General features: G+C 37.2%; 17 protein-coding genes. 15 read left to right on the forward strand and 2 right to left on the reverse strand.

The genetic code is table 11. The features are described 5' to 3' along the window. From ACP3T3_RS17610 to ACP3T3_RS17670, 13 genes are all read left to right on the forward strand, one after another. Positions 1-801 (forward strand): enoyl-CoA hydratase/isomerase family protein, encoded by an 801-nt coding sequence (locus tag ACP3T3_RS17610; protein WP_426477073.1) that lies wholly within the window; start codon positions 1-3, stop codon positions 799-801. 93 nt (positions 802-894) lie between these two features. Then, on the forward strand, positions 895-2,028 hold the full coding sequence (locus ACP3T3_RS17615) for a 3-hydroxyacyl-CoA dehydrogenase NAD-binding domain-containing protein (RefSeq protein ID WP_426477074.1): 1,134 nt from the start codon (positions 895-897) through the stop codon (positions 2,026-2,028). 89 nt (positions 2,029-2,117) lie between these two features. Then, complete coding sequence (locus ACP3T3_RS17620) at positions 2,118-2,426, forward strand: hypothetical protein (RefSeq protein WP_426477075.1); 309 nt, start codon at positions 2,118-2,120, stop codon at positions 2,424-2,426. Between the two features lie 9 nt (positions 2,427-2,435). Continuing rightward, on the forward strand, positions 2,436-2,849 hold the full coding sequence (locus ACP3T3_RS17625; RefSeq protein ID WP_426477076.1) for a PaaI family thioesterase: 414 nt from the start codon (positions 2,436-2,438) through the stop codon (positions 2,847-2,849). Positions 2,850-2,878: 29 nt separating this feature from the next. After that, entirely contained in the window at positions 2,879-3,574 is a 696-nt protein-coding gene (locus ACP3T3_RS17630; protein WP_426477077.1) for a DUF6624 domain-containing protein, read from the forward strand. A 52-nt stretch (positions 3,575-3,626) separates the two neighbouring features. Continuing rightward, positions 3,627-4,832, forward strand: a complete 1,206-nt coding sequence (pcaF, locus tag ACP3T3_RS17635; protein WP_426477078.1) for a 3-oxoadipyl-CoA thiolase — start codon at positions 3,627-3,629, stop codon at positions 4,830-4,832. 96 nt (positions 4,833-4,928) lie between these two features. Further along, entirely contained in the window at positions 4,929-5,522 is a 594-nt protein-coding gene (locus ACP3T3_RS17640; protein ID WP_426477079.1) for a transferase hexapeptide repeat family protein, read from the forward strand. A gap of 88 nt (positions 5,523-5,610) precedes the next feature. Next, a complete protein-coding gene (locus ACP3T3_RS17645; RefSeq protein WP_426477080.1) occupies positions 5,611-6,189 on the forward strand; it encodes a transposase in 579 nt (192 codons plus the stop codon). Positions 6,190-6,248: 59 nt separating this feature from the next. Then, the gene (locus ACP3T3_RS17650) at positions 6,249-7,076 is read left to right on the forward strand and encodes an alpha/beta hydrolase (protein WP_426477081.1); all 828 of its coding nucleotides are present in this window, start codon (positions 6,249-6,251) and stop codon (positions 7,074-7,076) included. 103 nt (positions 7,077-7,179) lie between these two features. Further along, positions 7,180-9,675, forward strand: a complete 2,496-nt coding sequence (paaZ, locus tag ACP3T3_RS17655; protein ID WP_426477082.1) for a phenylacetic acid degradation bifunctional protein PaaZ — start codon at positions 7,180-7,182, stop codon at positions 9,673-9,675. A gap of 174 nt (positions 9,676-9,849) precedes the next feature. Then, on the forward strand, positions 9,850-10,011 hold the full coding sequence (locus tag ACP3T3_RS17660) for a bacteriocin-like protein (protein WP_426477083.1): 162 nt from the start codon (positions 9,850-9,852) through the stop codon (positions 10,009-10,011). 150 nt (positions 10,012-10,161) lie between these two features. Further along, positions 10,162-10,932, forward strand: coding sequence for a DUF4241 domain-containing protein (locus ACP3T3_RS17665; protein ID WP_426477084.1), 771 nt, complete (start codon positions 10,162-10,164; stop codon positions 10,930-10,932). A gap of 2 nt (positions 10,933-10,934) precedes the next feature. Then, positions 10,935-11,621, forward strand: a complete 687-nt coding sequence (locus tag ACP3T3_RS17670; RefSeq protein WP_426477085.1) for an SMUG2 DNA glycosylase family protein — start codon at positions 10,935-10,937, stop codon at positions 11,619-11,621. A gap of 87 nt (positions 11,622-11,708) precedes the next feature. On the opposite strand, the gene ACP3T3_RS17675 is transcribed toward ACP3T3_RS17670, so the two are convergent. Continuing rightward, positions 11,709-12,530: a T9SS type A sorting domain-containing protein gene (locus tag ACP3T3_RS17675; protein WP_426477086.1), complete on the reverse strand. Its 822-nt coding sequence runs from the start codon at positions 12,528-12,530 to the stop codon at positions 11,709-11,711. Between the two features lie 37 nt (positions 12,531-12,567). Next, entirely contained in the window at positions 12,568-13,119 is a 552-nt protein-coding gene (locus tag ACP3T3_RS17680) for a phage tail protein (protein WP_426477087.1), read from the reverse strand. Positions 13,120-13,374: 255 nt separating this feature from the next. On the opposite strand from ACP3T3_RS17680, the gene ACP3T3_RS17685 reads away from it, so the two are divergent. Both ACP3T3_RS17685 and ACP3T3_RS17690 read left to right on the forward strand, forming a co-directional pair. Then, positions 13,375-14,139 (forward strand): enoyl-CoA hydratase/isomerase family protein, encoded by a 765-nt coding sequence (locus ACP3T3_RS17685; RefSeq protein WP_426477088.1) that lies wholly within the window; start codon positions 13,375-13,377, stop codon positions 14,137-14,139. A gap of 216 nt (positions 14,140-14,355) precedes the next feature. Then, the gene (locus ACP3T3_RS17690; RefSeq protein WP_426477089.1) at positions 14,356-14,973 is read left to right on the forward strand and encodes a hypothetical protein; all 618 of its coding nucleotides are present in this window, start codon (positions 14,356-14,358) and stop codon (positions 14,971-14,973) included. Positions 14,974-14,990: the final 17 nt, after the last annotated feature.

Consider the following 14,990-nt stretch of genomic DNA (forward strand, 5'->3'; position numbering starts at 1 on the left):
ATGTATACACAACTCGATATTGAAACGCATTTTGACGGGAAGCTCAAAATCGCCTATCTTAATCAACCGGAAACAATGAATGCCCTTACCAAGCCGGCTTTAGCAGATCTTAAAGATTTTGTAAAAGAATGCAGCGAAGACGAAACCGTAAGATGTGTTGCCATTTCCGGAAGAGGAAGAGCGTTCTGCTCAGGTCAGAATCTGGATGAAGCTTTCGTGGTAGGTAAAGAACACCATGATCACGACATCATCAGGAAAATTGTGGTAGACTATTACAACCCGTTAGTATTGGAAGTTACCCGTTGCAAAAAACCGGTTATTGCTTTGGTAAATGGTCCTGCCGTTGGCGCTGGTGCGATGCTGGCTCTGATCTCTGACTTCGTTTTAGCTAACGAGAAAGCATATTTTGCTCAGGCATTTTCAAATATCGGTTTAATTCCTGATACAGGAGGAACTTATTTCTTACCGAAACTTTTAGGTAGACAATTGGCTAATTATTTGGCATTTACAGGTAAAAAATTATCTGCTGAAGAATCTAAATCTTATGGTCTTGTCGCAGAAGTTTTCAGTGAAGAGGAATTCGCTCCAAAGTCTATGGAAATTCTTGAAAGAATGGCAAACATGCCGACAGCAGCAATCAAGCTTACGAAAAAAGCATTTGCCAATTCTTATAACAACACATTGAAAGAACAGCTTGAGCTGGAAGGAGATCTACAGCAGGAAGCTGCAGAAACAGAAGACTTTATTGAAGGAGTAAACGCCTTTTTACAGAAAAGAAAACCTAATTATAAAGGAAGATAAATTTCGTATTAATGTATTCATGTAAAATGTATTAATGATTTTAAAACGATTTACATGAATACATTTTACATTAATACATTGTACAAATAAAAAATGAATATTGGAATTATCGGTGCCGGAACAATGGGAATCGGCATTGCACAAGTAGCCGCAACGAACGGTTGTAAAGTTTGGGTGTATGACGCCAACGCAAAGCAAGTAGAAACGGCCACGGTAGGTTTGGTAAAAACATTAACCAGATTAGTTGATAAACAAAAAATTTCAGGAGAGAAAATGACTGAAATTTTAGCTAATATTTCCATTGCTACAGAATTGAAGGATTTCAAAGATTGTGAGCTCATCATTGAAGCCATCATAGAAAACAAAGAGATCAAAACCAAAGTGTTTACAGAGCTTGAAAACTATGTTTCAGAAAGCTGTATTCTTAGTTCCAATACCTCATCTATCTCTATCACCTCCCTTGGTGCAGAACTAAAGAAGCCGGAGCGTTTCATCGGAATTCACTTTTTTAATCCGGCTCCATTGATGCCTTTAGTGGAAATTATTCCATCCTTATTAACAGAAAAAACATTAGCAGAAAAACTCTACAGCCTCATGAAAGAGTGGGGGAAGACTCCTGTTATTGCCAAAGATATTCCCGGCTTCATTGTCAACAGAATTGCCAGACCTTATTACGGAGAAGGCTTAAGAATTGTTGAAGAAAACATCGCAACACCGGAACAGGTGGATGAGGCTATGAAAACCCTGGGGAATTTCAAAATGGGACCTTTCGAACTGATGGATCTTATCGGAGTAGATGTAAATTTTGCCGTAACAACAACCGTTTACAAAGATTATTTCTACGATCCGAAATATAAGCCCTCTTTATTACAGCAAAGAATGTCTGAAGCCAAACTTCACGGCAGAAAAACAGGAATAGGTTTCTACAATTACACCGAAGGAGCAGAAAAACCTGTTGCTCAGAAAGACGATGCTCTATACCAGCAGATCTTTTTAAGAATCATTTCCATGCTGGTCAACGAAGCGGTTGAGGCCAAAAGATTAGGCGTTGCCAATGATGAAGATATCGAGCTCGCTATGCAGAAAGGGGTCAACTATCCGAAAGGATTATTAAGCTGGGGGAAAGAAATCGGGTATGCAAAAATTTCCGAAACCCTTCAGAACCTTTACGAAGAATATCAGGAAGAAAGATACAGACAAAGTCCTTTGCTCCGTAAAATGAATTAGATAATTTGAAAATGTGCCAATTTGAAAATTGATTATAACAGGTTTTCATTTTCAAATTTTCAAATTTATTTAATTTTCAAATTAATATTATGGATATAGATGAATTCAGAGAAGAGCTGGAGACCAGGCTTTTAATTGAGAAACAGTATTTAACTCAGGAAGCTTCCTCAGTTGATGAGCAGGAAAGACTTGAGCTATTAGGAAAGTTTAATGAAAAATATAAAGAGCTGATCAAAAGATTAGCCAATGAAAACGGAATTGATTTAAATGAATCATATCCCTCTGAAAATTCATCAGACTCAGAAAATCTTTCATACGGGCAAATCATTCTGGGAAAGACCATGAATGTTTACGACAGGTTATCCGATGAGCTGTATGAAGAAATAACAAACATATAATTAATAGAAATGAATCCAAGACAAGTAGCAGATTATATGTTCAATCAGGATTATTTTTCCCAGTGGATGAATATTAAGATGATTGAAGTAAAAGAAAATTACTGTTTAATAGAAATGCCGATCAAGAAAGATATGCTGAATGGTCTTAAGACAGTTCATGGCGGAGTTACCTTTGCGTTTGCAGACTCTGCGCTCGCATTTTCTTCCAACAATACAGGAGATGCTGCTGTAGCATTGAATTGTATTATCAATTTTACCAAAGCAGGAAAAGAAGGTGATGTTTTCAGAGCAGAAAGTATGTTGGTGAATGACACGAGAAAAACAGCCGTTTATGACATTCAGATTACCAATCAAAATCAGGAGCTGGTTGCAAAATTTGTAGGCACAGTCTACAAAATCGGCAAAAAAGTAACCGACTTATAAAACTAACACCATCCATCAGATTAAACAAAATGAGAAAAATAATTGTATTGCTTTTTGGAATTTCAACCCTTCTCATCAATGCCCAGCAGAAAGTGAACGAAGCTTTGAAAAGAGAGCTTGATGAAATCATGAAGGTAGATCAGGGATACAGAATGCTTTTTGATACCGAAATAACTCCGGAGAAAAAAGAACAGCTATTAAAAGATCTGAATATTGACAAAGAAGAATTCAAAAAGAAAAACTGGCTGTTGGTAGCGGAACACGATAGTCTGAACATGCAGAAAATTGAAAAGATTATTTCTCAATATGGCTATCCCGGGAAAACAATGGTGGGAGAACCTACAAATCAGGCAGCCTGGTATGTCATCCAGCATTCAAACAAGATTGGAAAATATCTTCCTCTCATTAAAGAAGCCGGAAAAAAGAAAGAAATTCCGTTTACCTGGGTTGCCATGATGGAAGATAGATCTCTGATGGATGAGGACAAAGAACAGATCTATGGAACACAGGGAAAAGGAGAAATGACAAAAGATAAAGACGGAAAACAAATCTTTGTCAATTTTGTATGGCCTGTAAAAGATCTTAAAAATGTAAATAAAAGAAGAAAAGAAGCAGGCTTCGATTCTACCCTTGAAGAAAATGCCAAAAGAATGTTTGGAAAGGATTTCAAATATGAACCCTATACTTTAAAACAGGTTTTAGAACTAAGAAATAAAAACAACTAAATCCGGTATTGTTACACTGTTACATTACTAGATTGTTATATTAAATAGCATTATGAACAACGTATACATCATAGACTATGTCAGAACTCCCATTTCAAAACTGCAGGGAGGGTTATCAGAAGTAAGAGCCGATGATTTGGCTGCTATTGTAATCAAAGAAGTAGTAGCAAGAAATCCTGAAGTTCCTGTGGAGGAAATTGAAGATGTCATTTTCGGATGTGCTAATCAGGCGGGAGAAGATAACAGAAACGTTGCAAGAATGGGACTTTTACTGGCGGGCCTTCCTTACAAAATCGGAGGGGAAACCGTTAACAGGCTTTGTGCATCAGGGATGTCTGCGGTAGCGAATGCATTCCGTTCCATTGCTGCCGGAGAAGGTGAAATTTATATTGCAGGAGGAGTAGAGCATATGACACGTTCTCCTTATGTGATGTCAAAACCAAGTGCAGCTTTTGGTAGAGACAGCCAGATGTTTGATACTACTTTCGGATGGCGTTTTATCAATCCTAAAATGAAAGAAATGTACGGGGTTGACGGAATGGGAGAAACAGCAGAAAATTTGGCGGATATGCACCAGATCAACAGAGAAGATCAGGATAAATTTGCCCTTTGGTCTCAGCAAAAAGCGACAAAAGCACAGGAAAGCGGTAGGCTGGCAGAAGAAATTGTAAAAGTTGAAATCCCTCAGAGAAAAGGAGAACCAATCGTTTTTGAAAAAGATGAATTCATTAAACCTACTTCTTCAATGGAAGGATTGGCAAAACTTCGTCCGGCTTTCAGAAAAGAAGGAACGGTAACTGCAGGAAACGCTTCAGGAATGAATGATGGAGCTGCTGCTTTGATTTTGGCAAGCGAAGAAGCCGTTAAAAAATATGGGTTGAAACCAAAAGCAAAAATTTTGGGATCTTCCGTAGCAGGTGTAGAACCAAGAATCATGGGAATCGGACCGGTGGAAGCAACTCAAAAGCTGTTAAAAAGATTAAACCTTTCTCTTGAAGATATGGATATCATTGAACTCAACGAAGCATTTGCAGCGCAGGCACTGGCAGTAACCAGAAGCTTAGGGTTGAAAGATGATGATTCAAGAATAAACCCGAACGGCGGTGCTATTGCAATTGGCCACCCGCTGGGAGTTTCCGGAGCAAGAATTGTAGGTTCTGCAGCAATGGAACTACAGAAGCAGGATAAAAAATATGCATTGTGTACCCTTTGTATCGGTGTCGGACAGGGATATGCAATGGTCATTGAAAAAGTATAATTAATTTGAAAGTGAGTTAATTTGAGAATTTGAAAATGTTTAAAGACATAATTAATTTTCAAATTAACTCATTCTCAAATTTTCAAATTAAAAAATATGAACATCTATTCATACCACGGGATTCGTCCCATTATAAAACCATCTGCTTACATTCATCCGCAGGCAGTCATTATCGGGAATGTAGAAATAGGTGAAGAAGTATATATTGGTCCCAATGCGGTAATCCGTGGTGACTGGGGGAAAATTATCATTAAAGACGGAGCCAATGTACAGGAAAACTGTACCCTTCATGTTTTCCCGAATATAGAAACCATACTGGAAGAATCTGCACACATCGGACATGGCGCGATTATTCATTCAGGACATATTGGGAAAAACTGCCTGATCGGAATGAACGCTGTGGTAATGGACAAAGCCTATATCGGTGATGAAAGTATCGTCGGAGCATTGGCTTTTGTACCTGCTAATTTCAGATGTGAGCCAAGAAAACTGGTGGTAGGAAGTCCTGCAAAAGTGATCCGTGATGTTTCTGACGAAATGATTCACTGGAAAACAGAAGGAACAAAATTATATCAGGAACTGGCAAGAGAAGGAAAAGAAGCCATTCTTCCTTGTGAACCTTTTACAGAATATGTTCAGCAGATCCCAACTAAAGTTGTTGATTACAGCATCTGGGATGATATAAAATAATAGTATAACTTTTTTGAATAATTGCGATAATTAAACCAAACGGGTTTTTAAAACCCGTTTGGTTTAAATTTAAAACACAAGATTTAAAATGATTAATACAGAAAATTTTGAATTTGAAGGTACCTATCACATTTTCTCTCATGTAAATGGGACTGAAGTTATTTTTCGTGAACCATCAAATTATCAGTTTTTTCTGGAAAAGGTAGAAAAATATATTCTTCCGGTCGGTGATATTTATGCCTACTGTCTGTTACCTAATCATTTTCATTTGTTATTGAGATTTAAGGATTTTGATGATGTGAATAGTGGAAATGAGCATCAGTTTTTAATGAAACATTTTGGTAATTTATTGAATGCCTATGCTAAAGCTTACAATAAAAAATATAATAGAAATGGAGCTCTTTTTCTGAATGCGGTAAAACGAAAGAAAATATCAGATGAGAAATATTTATTGAAAGTTTTGCATTATATCCATAATAATCCGGTTAATCACGGATTTGTAAATAAAATTGATCAATGGAAACATTCTTCTTACAAATCATATTTAAATCCTGAAAAAGAAAGTAAATTGAATAGAGAGGATATCATGCAGTATTTTGATTCGGTAGAAGTTTTTAAAAATTATCATCAGTCTACAATTGAATATGACTTTTTAAATTTTGAATAATTGCTAATAATCAAACCTAACAGGTTTTTAAAACCCGTTAGGTTTAACAAAAAATAAATATGATTAAAAAAATTGCATTGGCATGCAGCATAATGTTTGCGGTAGGTAGTACGCTGTCAGCACAGACGGTTACTACAAAACCGCTTACAATAGGAGAAGTGAGGACCATTAAGTCCAAAACATTAAATGAAGACAGAACGCTGAATATTTATCTTCCACAGGGTTATGACAAAACAAAATCATATCCGGTGATCTATTTATTAGATGGAAGCATGAATGAAGATTTTATTCACGTTACAGGATTAGTACAATTCTTTAATCAGATGTATTCCATGCCGGAAACCATCGTAGTGGGAGTTGCTAATATAGACAGAAAAAGAGATTTTACTTTTCATACGGATTTAAAAGACCTGCAGAAAGATTATCCTACAACAGGACACTCTGAAAAGTTTATAACGTTCCTTGAAAAAGAATTAAAACCTTATGTGGAAAGTCAGTTTAAAACCACAGATAAATACCTTTTCGGTCAGTCTTTGGGAGGACTTCTGGCAACAGAAATCCTTTTAAAAAAACCGGAAATGTTCAATAACTATTTTATCATCAGTCCAAGTTTGTGGTGGGATGATGAGAGTCTTTTAAAACAGGCTCCACAACTACTTTCAAAATCTCCGGATACGAAAAAGTTTGTCTATGTTTCTGTAGGAAAAGGAGAACATCCTGTAATGATAAAAGATGCTGAAGCTTTCTATGATGTTTTGAAAAAAGCAGGAAAGAAAAACTGGACATTAGAATATAAAATGATGGAAACAGACAATCACGCAACCATTCTTCACAGAAGTTTATATGAAGGATTGGTGAAAATGTTTCCCTATCAGGAACCGAAATAAAAGATAAATGTAACAATATACTAATGTAACAGTGTACAATAAATCCGTAATAACCAATAATTGGTAAATTGTTACACTGCTACATTGATAAATTAAATATTTTATGGAAAAGTTAAAAAACTATATCTACGGACAATGGGTAGAAGGAACCGGAACCGGAGTTCCTTTGTACAACGCCGTTACAGGAGAGCAGGTAGCTGTTTCCGATACAGAAGGGCTTAATTTTGAACAGGCTCTTGACTACGGGAGAACCGTAGGATATAAAAACCTTTCTTCAATGACTTTCTACGACCGTGGTGAAATGCTGAAAAAAGTAGCACTTTATCTCTTGGAAAGAAAGAAAAAATACTACGAATTATCATACAAAACAGGGGCTACTCACGTGGATTCATGGGTGGATATCGAAGGGGGTTTCGGAACGTTCTTTACCTATTCCGGATTGGCAAAAAGAATGCTTCCCAATACTTCATTTTGGGTAGACGGAGACACTCAGAAGATTTCTGCTAACGGAACTTTCTTGGGAACCCATATTTTAACCCCTAGTGAAGGTGTTTCTGTACAGATCAACGCCTATAACTTTCCGGTATGGGGAATGTTGGAAAAACTATCCACTTCCTTATTAGCGGGTGTTCCTTCCATTGTAAAACCGTCTCCTTTCGGTTCTTACCTTACCAATGCGGTATTCCAGGATATGATTGAAAGTGGAATATTGCCTGAAGGTGCCGTGCAGTTAGTCTGCGGAGAGCCAGGGAATATTTTAGATTACGTACAGGACGGAGATTCTGTTTTATTCACAGGATCTGCCCATACAGGTAGAAAATTAAAATCACTTCCTTCTGTTGCTGGAAATGCTGTGCGTTTCAATATGGAAGCAGATTCATTGAACTGTTCAATCCTTGGATTGGAAGCAAAACCAGGAACTCCAGAATTTGATTTATTCATCAAAGAAGTTCGCAACGAAATGACGACAAAAGCAGGACAGAAATGTACGGCGATCAGAAGAATTATCGTTCCTGAGCACTTAATCGGGGATGTTCAGAATGCTTTGTCTAAAGCTTTAGATCAGACGAAAATCGGAAACCCATTAAGCAGGGAAACCAAAATGGGATCTTTGGTGGGAAGACAGCAGTATGAGGAAGTTCTGAGAAAAGTAAACCTATTAAAATCAGAAACAGAACTTGTCTATGACGGAAAACATGAGCTGGTAGATGCCAACTATGAAAACGGAGCATTTATGAGCCCGAAACTATTCCTGAACGACAGGCCTTTCGAAAAAATTATCTCTCATGATGTAGAAGCTTTCGGGCCTGTATCTACATTGATGCCGTATAAAGATGCTGAAGAAGCGGCTGCATTGGCAAAAAGAGGAAAAGGCAGTTTAGTAGGATCTATCATATCTTACGACGAAAACTTTATCGCAGAAACTTCCTGGAAAATGGCTTCCCAGCACGGAAGAATCTTTGTCCTGAACAGAGATAACGCAAAAGAAAGCACAGGTCACGGTTCACCACTTCCTACATTGATGCACGGAGGTCCTGGTAGAGCAGGTGGCGGAGAAGAAATGGGCGGATTGAGCGGTCTTCATTTCTTCCTGCAGAAAACAGCAATCCAGGGGTCACCGGATGTACTGAAAGCAATTACTAAAATCTATCAGCAGGGAGCAGAGAAAAAATTCTCAGACAAGCATCCTTTCCAGAAGTATTTTGAGGAAGTTGAAGTAGGAGACTCTTTAGAGACAGCAGGAAGAACGGTTACTGATGCAGATATCGTTAACTTCTCCAATGTTTCCTGGGATCATTTCTATGCGCATACGGATGCCACAAGCTTAACAGGTACAATCTTTGATAAAACGGTAGCTCACGGATATTTCATTCTTTCAGCGGCAGCAGGATTATTTGTTTCAGGGAAAAAAGGACCTGTTATTGCCAATTACGGACTGGAAGACTGCAGCTTTTTCAAGCCCGTATATGCCGGAGATACCATTACAGTGTATTTAACAGCAAAAGAAAAAATCAACAGAGGCGTAAAAGGAAGAAATATTCCTTCCGGTGTTGTAAAATGGCTGGTTGAAGTAATCAACCAAAGAGATGAGGTGGTTTGTGTAGCAACGATCTTAACATTGGTAGCAAAACAATCCCCTTTCATTGATCTGAATGTGAAAAATGTTCAGAAAATATTGAATGGATTAACGGAAAATACGCCTTCTCTTTGGGGGAAAATGTCTCCACAGCAAATGATAGAACATCTTGAGCATGCAGTATTGGTAAGCTTTGGAGAACCGGAAGCAGAACAATGCTTCACGCCTGAAGAACATCTTGAAAAATGGCAGGATTCTCTTTACAACCACAGAGCAATGCCTAAAGAATTTACCGCTCCGTTCCTTCCTAAAGACGGTTCACTTCCGGAACAAAAGCACAAGAATCTAGAAGCTGCCAAGCAGTCGTTTATGGATAACCTGAAGAAATTTGTAATCTATTACAAAGAAAATCCACAGGCAGAACACATGAATTACGTTTTCGGAAAACTGAATAAAGAAATGTGGGAACTGATGCACAAAAAGCATTTTACCCATCACTTTCAGCAGTTTGGATTGATTTAATTCAGGAAAATATAAGTTTTAAATCCCTTTCAGTAATTGAAAGGGATTTTTTAATGGATGATAACCCTTGTCAAGGTTCAAACCCTTGACAAGGATCAGAAAAAAAATGATTAACTTTAATAGGCGAAATCCGAAAAGCATATAGAGTAGGAAAGAACATCAAAACAAACCACTATGAAAAACTTAAAAAAACTTTCAAGACATGAGTTGAGATCTCTTAAAGGTGGTGGGCCAAACTGGTCCTGCGTCCTTAATCCTTGTCCTCCAGGAACCTGTTGTCTTCCCGGAAGATGGCCAGACATTGCCAGAGCATGTTATATATGCGCTGATTCTTAGATTTTAAAACTTAATACAATACCTGAAGCCGCAAATCACGGGATTTGCGGCTTTATTTTTATAATCTTTTGTTAAAAATTCTGACATACTTGACGGCTTTACATTTATTCCTTACTTTCAAACCTGTAAACAATTCAAAAAAATAATAGTATGAACGAAAGCTGGATGCAAAAATGGGAAGAAGTGAAAAATATTTTGGTTTGTCCTACCGACCTGGAAACCTATTTTACTTCAAATGAAATTCTGGGACAGAAAATGGAGACGATGGAAATTGGAAATGTTTCTCTTCCTTCAGGAAAAGTGGTGGTAAGAGATCCGCTGGTTTCTCTGAATGCGAATCAGTCGCCTTATTTTATTCAGGCTCCGAAAGGAAATTTTCCTGTGACCATTGCAGTAGTGAAATCTGAAGATTGGGGCGACAGATATGCTGTTGTAAAAGTTGAATTTACCAAAGAAAAACCAGTTATTTACAGAGAAGCCTTAGTTGGAATTGAAGAATTAGAGGATGTAGCCGAAGACGATTTTTTTGGTTTCAGAGTAGATGCAGGTTTAGGTTGTATTGCAGATAAAGAAGCGCTTTCTTTTGTAGATCAATTTATAGATGAAATAAATGTCGATAATATTTATGACGATTATTTTGCAGAACTTTTCTCACAAAGCTATAAAGACAATCCCGACAATCAGAGAGAAGCAGGGGATTGGATCAATTGGAAAGTTCCCAATACAGATTATCAGATTCCAATGTTTGCAAGTGGCTTTGGTGATGGTACCTATCCGGTGTACTTTGCTTATGATGCTAATGAAGAAATATGTGGTTTATACATTCAGTTTATTGATGTCGAATTGGCTTTAAGTGATGATGATGAGGAAGAAGACGATGAGGATGACCAGCCTGAAAATTTTGTTTTCCTTAAAAACTAAATATGGATATAACTTTTGCAGATCATGTCATTGAGTTCAATAAAAATCTCAGCTATAAAGGAAGCCTTCCCGAAGGTTTTAAAGTCCTGAATCCATACCTGGATAATCCTGAAACATTGACGGTCATGCAAAAGTTTTATCACAAATATTATGATGATTCTTTTCAGAGGAAATTCATGATCGGAATCAATCCAAGCCGTCACGGAGCCGGTGTCACGGGAGTTCCTTTTACTGATACAAAAAGATTGGAAAGTGTTTGTGGAATAACAATGAAATCTGCCCATACCCATGAAGTTTCCTCTGTTTTCATGTATAATATGATTGAAGAATATGGTGGTGCGGATCTTTTCTATAAAGAGGTTTATATCAATTCCCCGTTTCCGCTGGCTATTGTGAGAAAAACAAAAAACGGGTGGCTTAATGCCAATTACTATGATGACAAAGACCTGTTTGAAGCTGTGAAGGATTTTATGATCGAATCTCTGAAAGAACATATCAGTCTTAATCTTGATACCTCAGAAGTTTTTATCTTGGGTAAGAAAAATGCTGATTTTATTTCGAAATTAAATAAAGAAGCAAGGCTGTTCGATAAAATGAACATTCTGGAGCATCCAAGATATATCCAGCAATACAAATCAAAAGAGAAACAGCTTTATATAGATAAATACATTTTGGCATTAAAAAAATGACGAAATCCCTTCGTCGAAAGGGATTTCGTCATTCATGAATTAGAATCTTTATAGGGAATGTGGGACGTATGCGTATTTTCCTGAAGTTTAGTTTTTAATTACCTTGGTGGATTCCGTTGCTGTTTTAATCAGGTAAACTCCTTTTGGAAGCTCTGAAATATTGATTTCGTTATTTCCTTTCTGAGTTGACACTGTTTTCAGCATTTTACCATCTGTACTGTAGATTTTAGCGTCACCGGCTTTCTCAGTTGTAATAGAAAGAGGTCCATTGGTTGGGTTGGGATAAACAGTCAGGTTTTTTTGAGTGCTTTTAGCTTCTGGTGTGCCTAATACCAGATTGGTGTCTTTTACCCATGTGAAAGAATCCAGACCTACATATCGGAAAGCTCCGTTAGCTGTTATTTGCAGCTCATCAATAATGATGTTGGAGTAATTTTGCCCGTTTAAGTTGGTAAGATCAATCAGGGTATATCCATTTGTGCTGCCCAGGCTTGTAGCAAATCCGGTAGTTTTTGTTTGGGCGAATTTGGTTACCCCGCTTAGTTTTCCGGTAACGGTAAGTGTTCCTGCCACATTGAGATCCAGATTCAGTGCAGAAAGATACATCCAGAACCTGTTTACTTTAAACAAGTTGGAAGTGGTTTTAATACTGAATGATGGTGGAAACTGAGTATCGTTGGAATTATCAATGTATCTGTTGTCATTTCCTGTTCCACTCCAGCCTGTTCCCGGGAAATTTCCCTGAATGTCAAAAACACTTGTGTGTGAAATGATATTGAAAATGACTCCATTATCGGTGAAGCTTGTACTTCCGTTCGATTCCGTTTCAAATTGTTCTGTACTGGTCTGCCCGAATGAAAAAGTTGAAATGAGCAGACTACAGATGATTAAAAAAGTAGTGCTTTTCATGATTTTTTGTTTTAAATGTCAGGGTATTGTATGGATATTAATCCCTTGGCGGATAAATTCCTTCAACACAAATAATATAATTTAAGCCAAGATAAGGCGGCATGTTATTCACAGGAATATTTTGCCCCATGAAGGCAATGCTTTGATTATTAATAACCGTATCAGGATTAGCGTCATTTACAAAACTGGATACTACATTGAAATCTCTTCCTACCTGTGTTCCCGAAATAGCAATTGTTGAGGTAGCTGTAGGAGTAGATGAATTTGCATTCTTATTAGCTACTTTAAGCTGAAATCCGGCACCTACACTTGGCAGATTAGAGGCCAGAAGTGTATTTTGTGCAGTACCTGCCACAACTCCCAAAGGATAATATTCGTTGGAATTTACATTTCCTGCTCCTAAAGCCATACGCCCTTTTAAGTTGGGCAGGGCGAAAGTAGAGATGCCGTCTCCGCCATAAGTTGTTCCTAAAATTGAGAATAAGGCAGAATTTCTGGAAATACTTATTAGGCTTCCGTCGCAAAACATCCAGCCTCTGGGTGCGAAATTTCCTGCAAATAATTTTACAATTCCAATGTACTCGTCCATGATAATATGTTTTTTAGTTTTTAATTTCTTACTCTTTTTACAGGCTTTTCAGACTCCGCCTGTTGGTTATTAATTCTTAGTCAAAGGAACGATTAATACCATGCAGGGACTAGCGTAGAAAATACCAAATTAAAAACCCCGTATTTCTACGTAGTATATGTCTTGAAATATGCATGTTTAAAAAGAAAATATAGACTTTAAGTTTCTCTGAACGAGCTGTATTTCGTATTTTTGTAAGAATCCAATAAAAATAAAATGAGCGAATTTGTAGCATCAGAAATTAAAAATAATATTGCCGAGATCACCTTCGGAACCCCTAAAAGTAATGCTCTTCCGGGAGCGGTTTTAGAAAAACTGGCAGAAACCATCCTTGCAGAAGGAGCAAAAGATGAAGTAAAAGCTATTCTGATAAAAAGTGCAAGTGAGAAAGCATTTTGTGCCGGGGCAAGCTTTGATGAGCTTTTAGCGATTGAGGAACTCGAAGCTTCTACCCAATTTTTCGGAGGTTTCGCTAAAGTTTTAAATGCGATGAGAAACTGCGGAAAAATCGTAGTAGTAAGAGTTCAGGGTAAAACTACAGGTGGAGGAGTTGGAATTGCTTGCGGGGCAGATTACTGTTTTGCAACAAAAGATTCAGCGCTGGCTCTTACTGAAGTCAATCTTGGAATTGGCCCTTTTGTTATCGGTCCGTATGTGGAAAGAAAAATCGGAAAATCACAATTCTCTGCAATGGCAATTGATGCGGATTTCAGATCTGCCGAATGGGCTGAGCAGCATAATATTTACCATTCCGTTTCAGAGAATATTCAGGAAATGGATCAGAAATTGGAGAAATTTTTACAAACGCTGGCTTCAAGAAGCAGTGATGCTTTAGCATTAATAAAAAAGGTTTCATGGGAAGGAACAGATCATTTCAATGAATTAATGCCTGCAAGAATTCATATGAGTGCAAGTCTTATCCTTGAAGATTCCGCAAAGAAAAATATTGAGTCTATTAAAGAAAGGTTGAGAGCAAAATAATTTTCCTCTTAATTGTTAAAAATAGTTGGATTTTAATCCATATATGATCCGGACAAACATTTTGTTTCTCCGGATTTTTTTCTGCTCTATTCTGTTCAAATACAGTCATATTAAAAGCTATTCATTGTTAAGTGATTGGATTCATTTTCAAAAATCTAATATAAATAATTGGCAGATTGAAAATAAATTATAACTTTGTAATTCAAAGTTCTTTATATGGATTCAAAAAACTATCACGAAGACTTATCCCATATCCGCTCTATGATGGAGCGCTCTTCCAGATTCATTTCTTTAAGTGGTTTATCCGGAGTTGTTGCGGGTTTAACAGCTATTATTGGAGCTGTATACGTATATTTCGTTTTTCAGAGGGAGGGAATCAGTTATTTTGATGGAGACAGAAATATTTTGGGACCCGCTCTGGTTAAAGAACTTGTTCTGATAGGAATCGCTATTTTGGTGGTTGCTGTTCTGAGTGGTTATATTTTTACGGCCCATAAAAGTAAAAAGAAGGGATTGAAGATGTGGGATGTTACTACAAAACGTCTTTTAATTACTTTTGCAATACCTTTGGTAGCAGGAGGAATCTTTTGTCTGGCACTTCTTTATCATCATCTTTTTGTTTTCATTGCTCCCGCTACCTTGATTTTTTATGGGTTGGCTCTGGTAGCAGCAGAAAGGTATACATTAACAGATGTAAAGTATCTAGGATATCTTGAGATCATTTTGGGACTTATTTCTTTATTCTTTTTAGGATGGGGATTGTTGTTCTGGGCAATTGGTTTTGGAGTTTTGCATATCGTGTATGGATTGATCATGCATAAGAAGTATAAATAATAGATGAGGATATAATC

The organism is Chryseobacterium sp. CBSDS_008 (assembly GCF_049959325.1).
Taxonomy (GTDB): domain Bacteria; phylum Bacteroidota; class Bacteroidia; order Flavobacteriales; family Weeksellaceae; genus Chryseobacterium.

Excerpts from the sequence above, each read along its gene's own strand:
- ACP3T3_RS17625 (WP_426477076.1), top strand. The coding sequence starts at position 2,436 with ATGAATCCAAGACAAGTAGCAGATTATATGTTCAATCAGGATTATTTT.
- ACP3T3_RS17685 (WP_426477088.1), top strand. The coding sequence starts at position 13,375 with ATGAGCGAATTTGTAGCATCAGAAATTAAAAATAATATTGCCGAGATC.
- ACP3T3_RS17615 (WP_426477074.1), top strand. The coding sequence starts at position 895 with ATGAATATTGGAATTATCGGTGCCGGAACAATGGGAATCGGCATTGCA.
- ACP3T3_RS17630 (WP_426477077.1), top strand. The coding sequence starts at position 2,879 with ATGAGAAAAATAATTGTATTGCTTTTTGGAATTTCAACCCTTCTCATC.
- ACP3T3_RS17675 (WP_426477086.1), bottom strand. The coding sequence starts at position 12,530 with ATGAAAAGCACTACTTTTTTAATCATCTGTAGTCTGCTCATTTCAACT.
- ACP3T3_RS17690 (WP_426477089.1), top strand. The coding sequence starts at position 14,356 with ATGGATTCAAAAAACTATCACGAAGACTTATCCCATATCCGCTCTATG.
- ACP3T3_RS17620 (WP_426477075.1), top strand. The coding sequence starts at position 2,118 with ATGGATATAGATGAATTCAGAGAAGAGCTGGAGACCAGGCTTTTAATT.
- ACP3T3_RS17640 (WP_426477079.1), top strand. The coding sequence starts at position 4,929 with ATGAACATCTATTCATACCACGGGATTCGTCCCATTATAAAACCATCT.
- ACP3T3_RS17660 (WP_426477083.1), top strand. The coding sequence starts at position 9,850 with ATGAAAAACTTAAAAAAACTTTCAAGACATGAGTTGAGATCTCTTAAA.
- ACP3T3_RS17670 (WP_426477085.1), top strand. The coding sequence starts at position 10,935 with ATGGATATAACTTTTGCAGATCATGTCATTGAGTTCAATAAAAATCTC.
- pcaF (WP_426477078.1), top strand. The coding sequence starts at position 3,627 with ATGAACAACGTATACATCATAGACTATGTCAGAACTCCCATTTCAAAA.
- ACP3T3_RS17610 (WP_426477073.1), top strand. The coding sequence starts at position 1 with ATGTATACACAACTCGATATTGAAACGCATTTTGACGGGAAGCTCAAA.
- paaZ (WP_426477082.1), top strand. The coding sequence starts at position 7,180 with ATGGAAAAGTTAAAAAACTATATCTACGGACAATGGGTAGAAGGAACC.
- ACP3T3_RS17680 (WP_426477087.1), bottom strand. The coding sequence starts at position 13,119 with ATGGACGAGTACATTGGAATTGTAAAATTATTTGCAGGAAATTTCGCA.
- ACP3T3_RS17645 (WP_426477080.1), top strand. The coding sequence starts at position 5,611 with ATGATTAATACAGAAAATTTTGAATTTGAAGGTACCTATCACATTTTC.
- ACP3T3_RS17665 (WP_426477084.1), top strand. The coding sequence starts at position 10,162 with ATGAACGAAAGCTGGATGCAAAAATGGGAAGAAGTGAAAAATATTTTG.
- ACP3T3_RS17650 (WP_426477081.1), top strand. The coding sequence starts at position 6,249 with ATGATTAAAAAAATTGCATTGGCATGCAGCATAATGTTTGCGGTAGGT.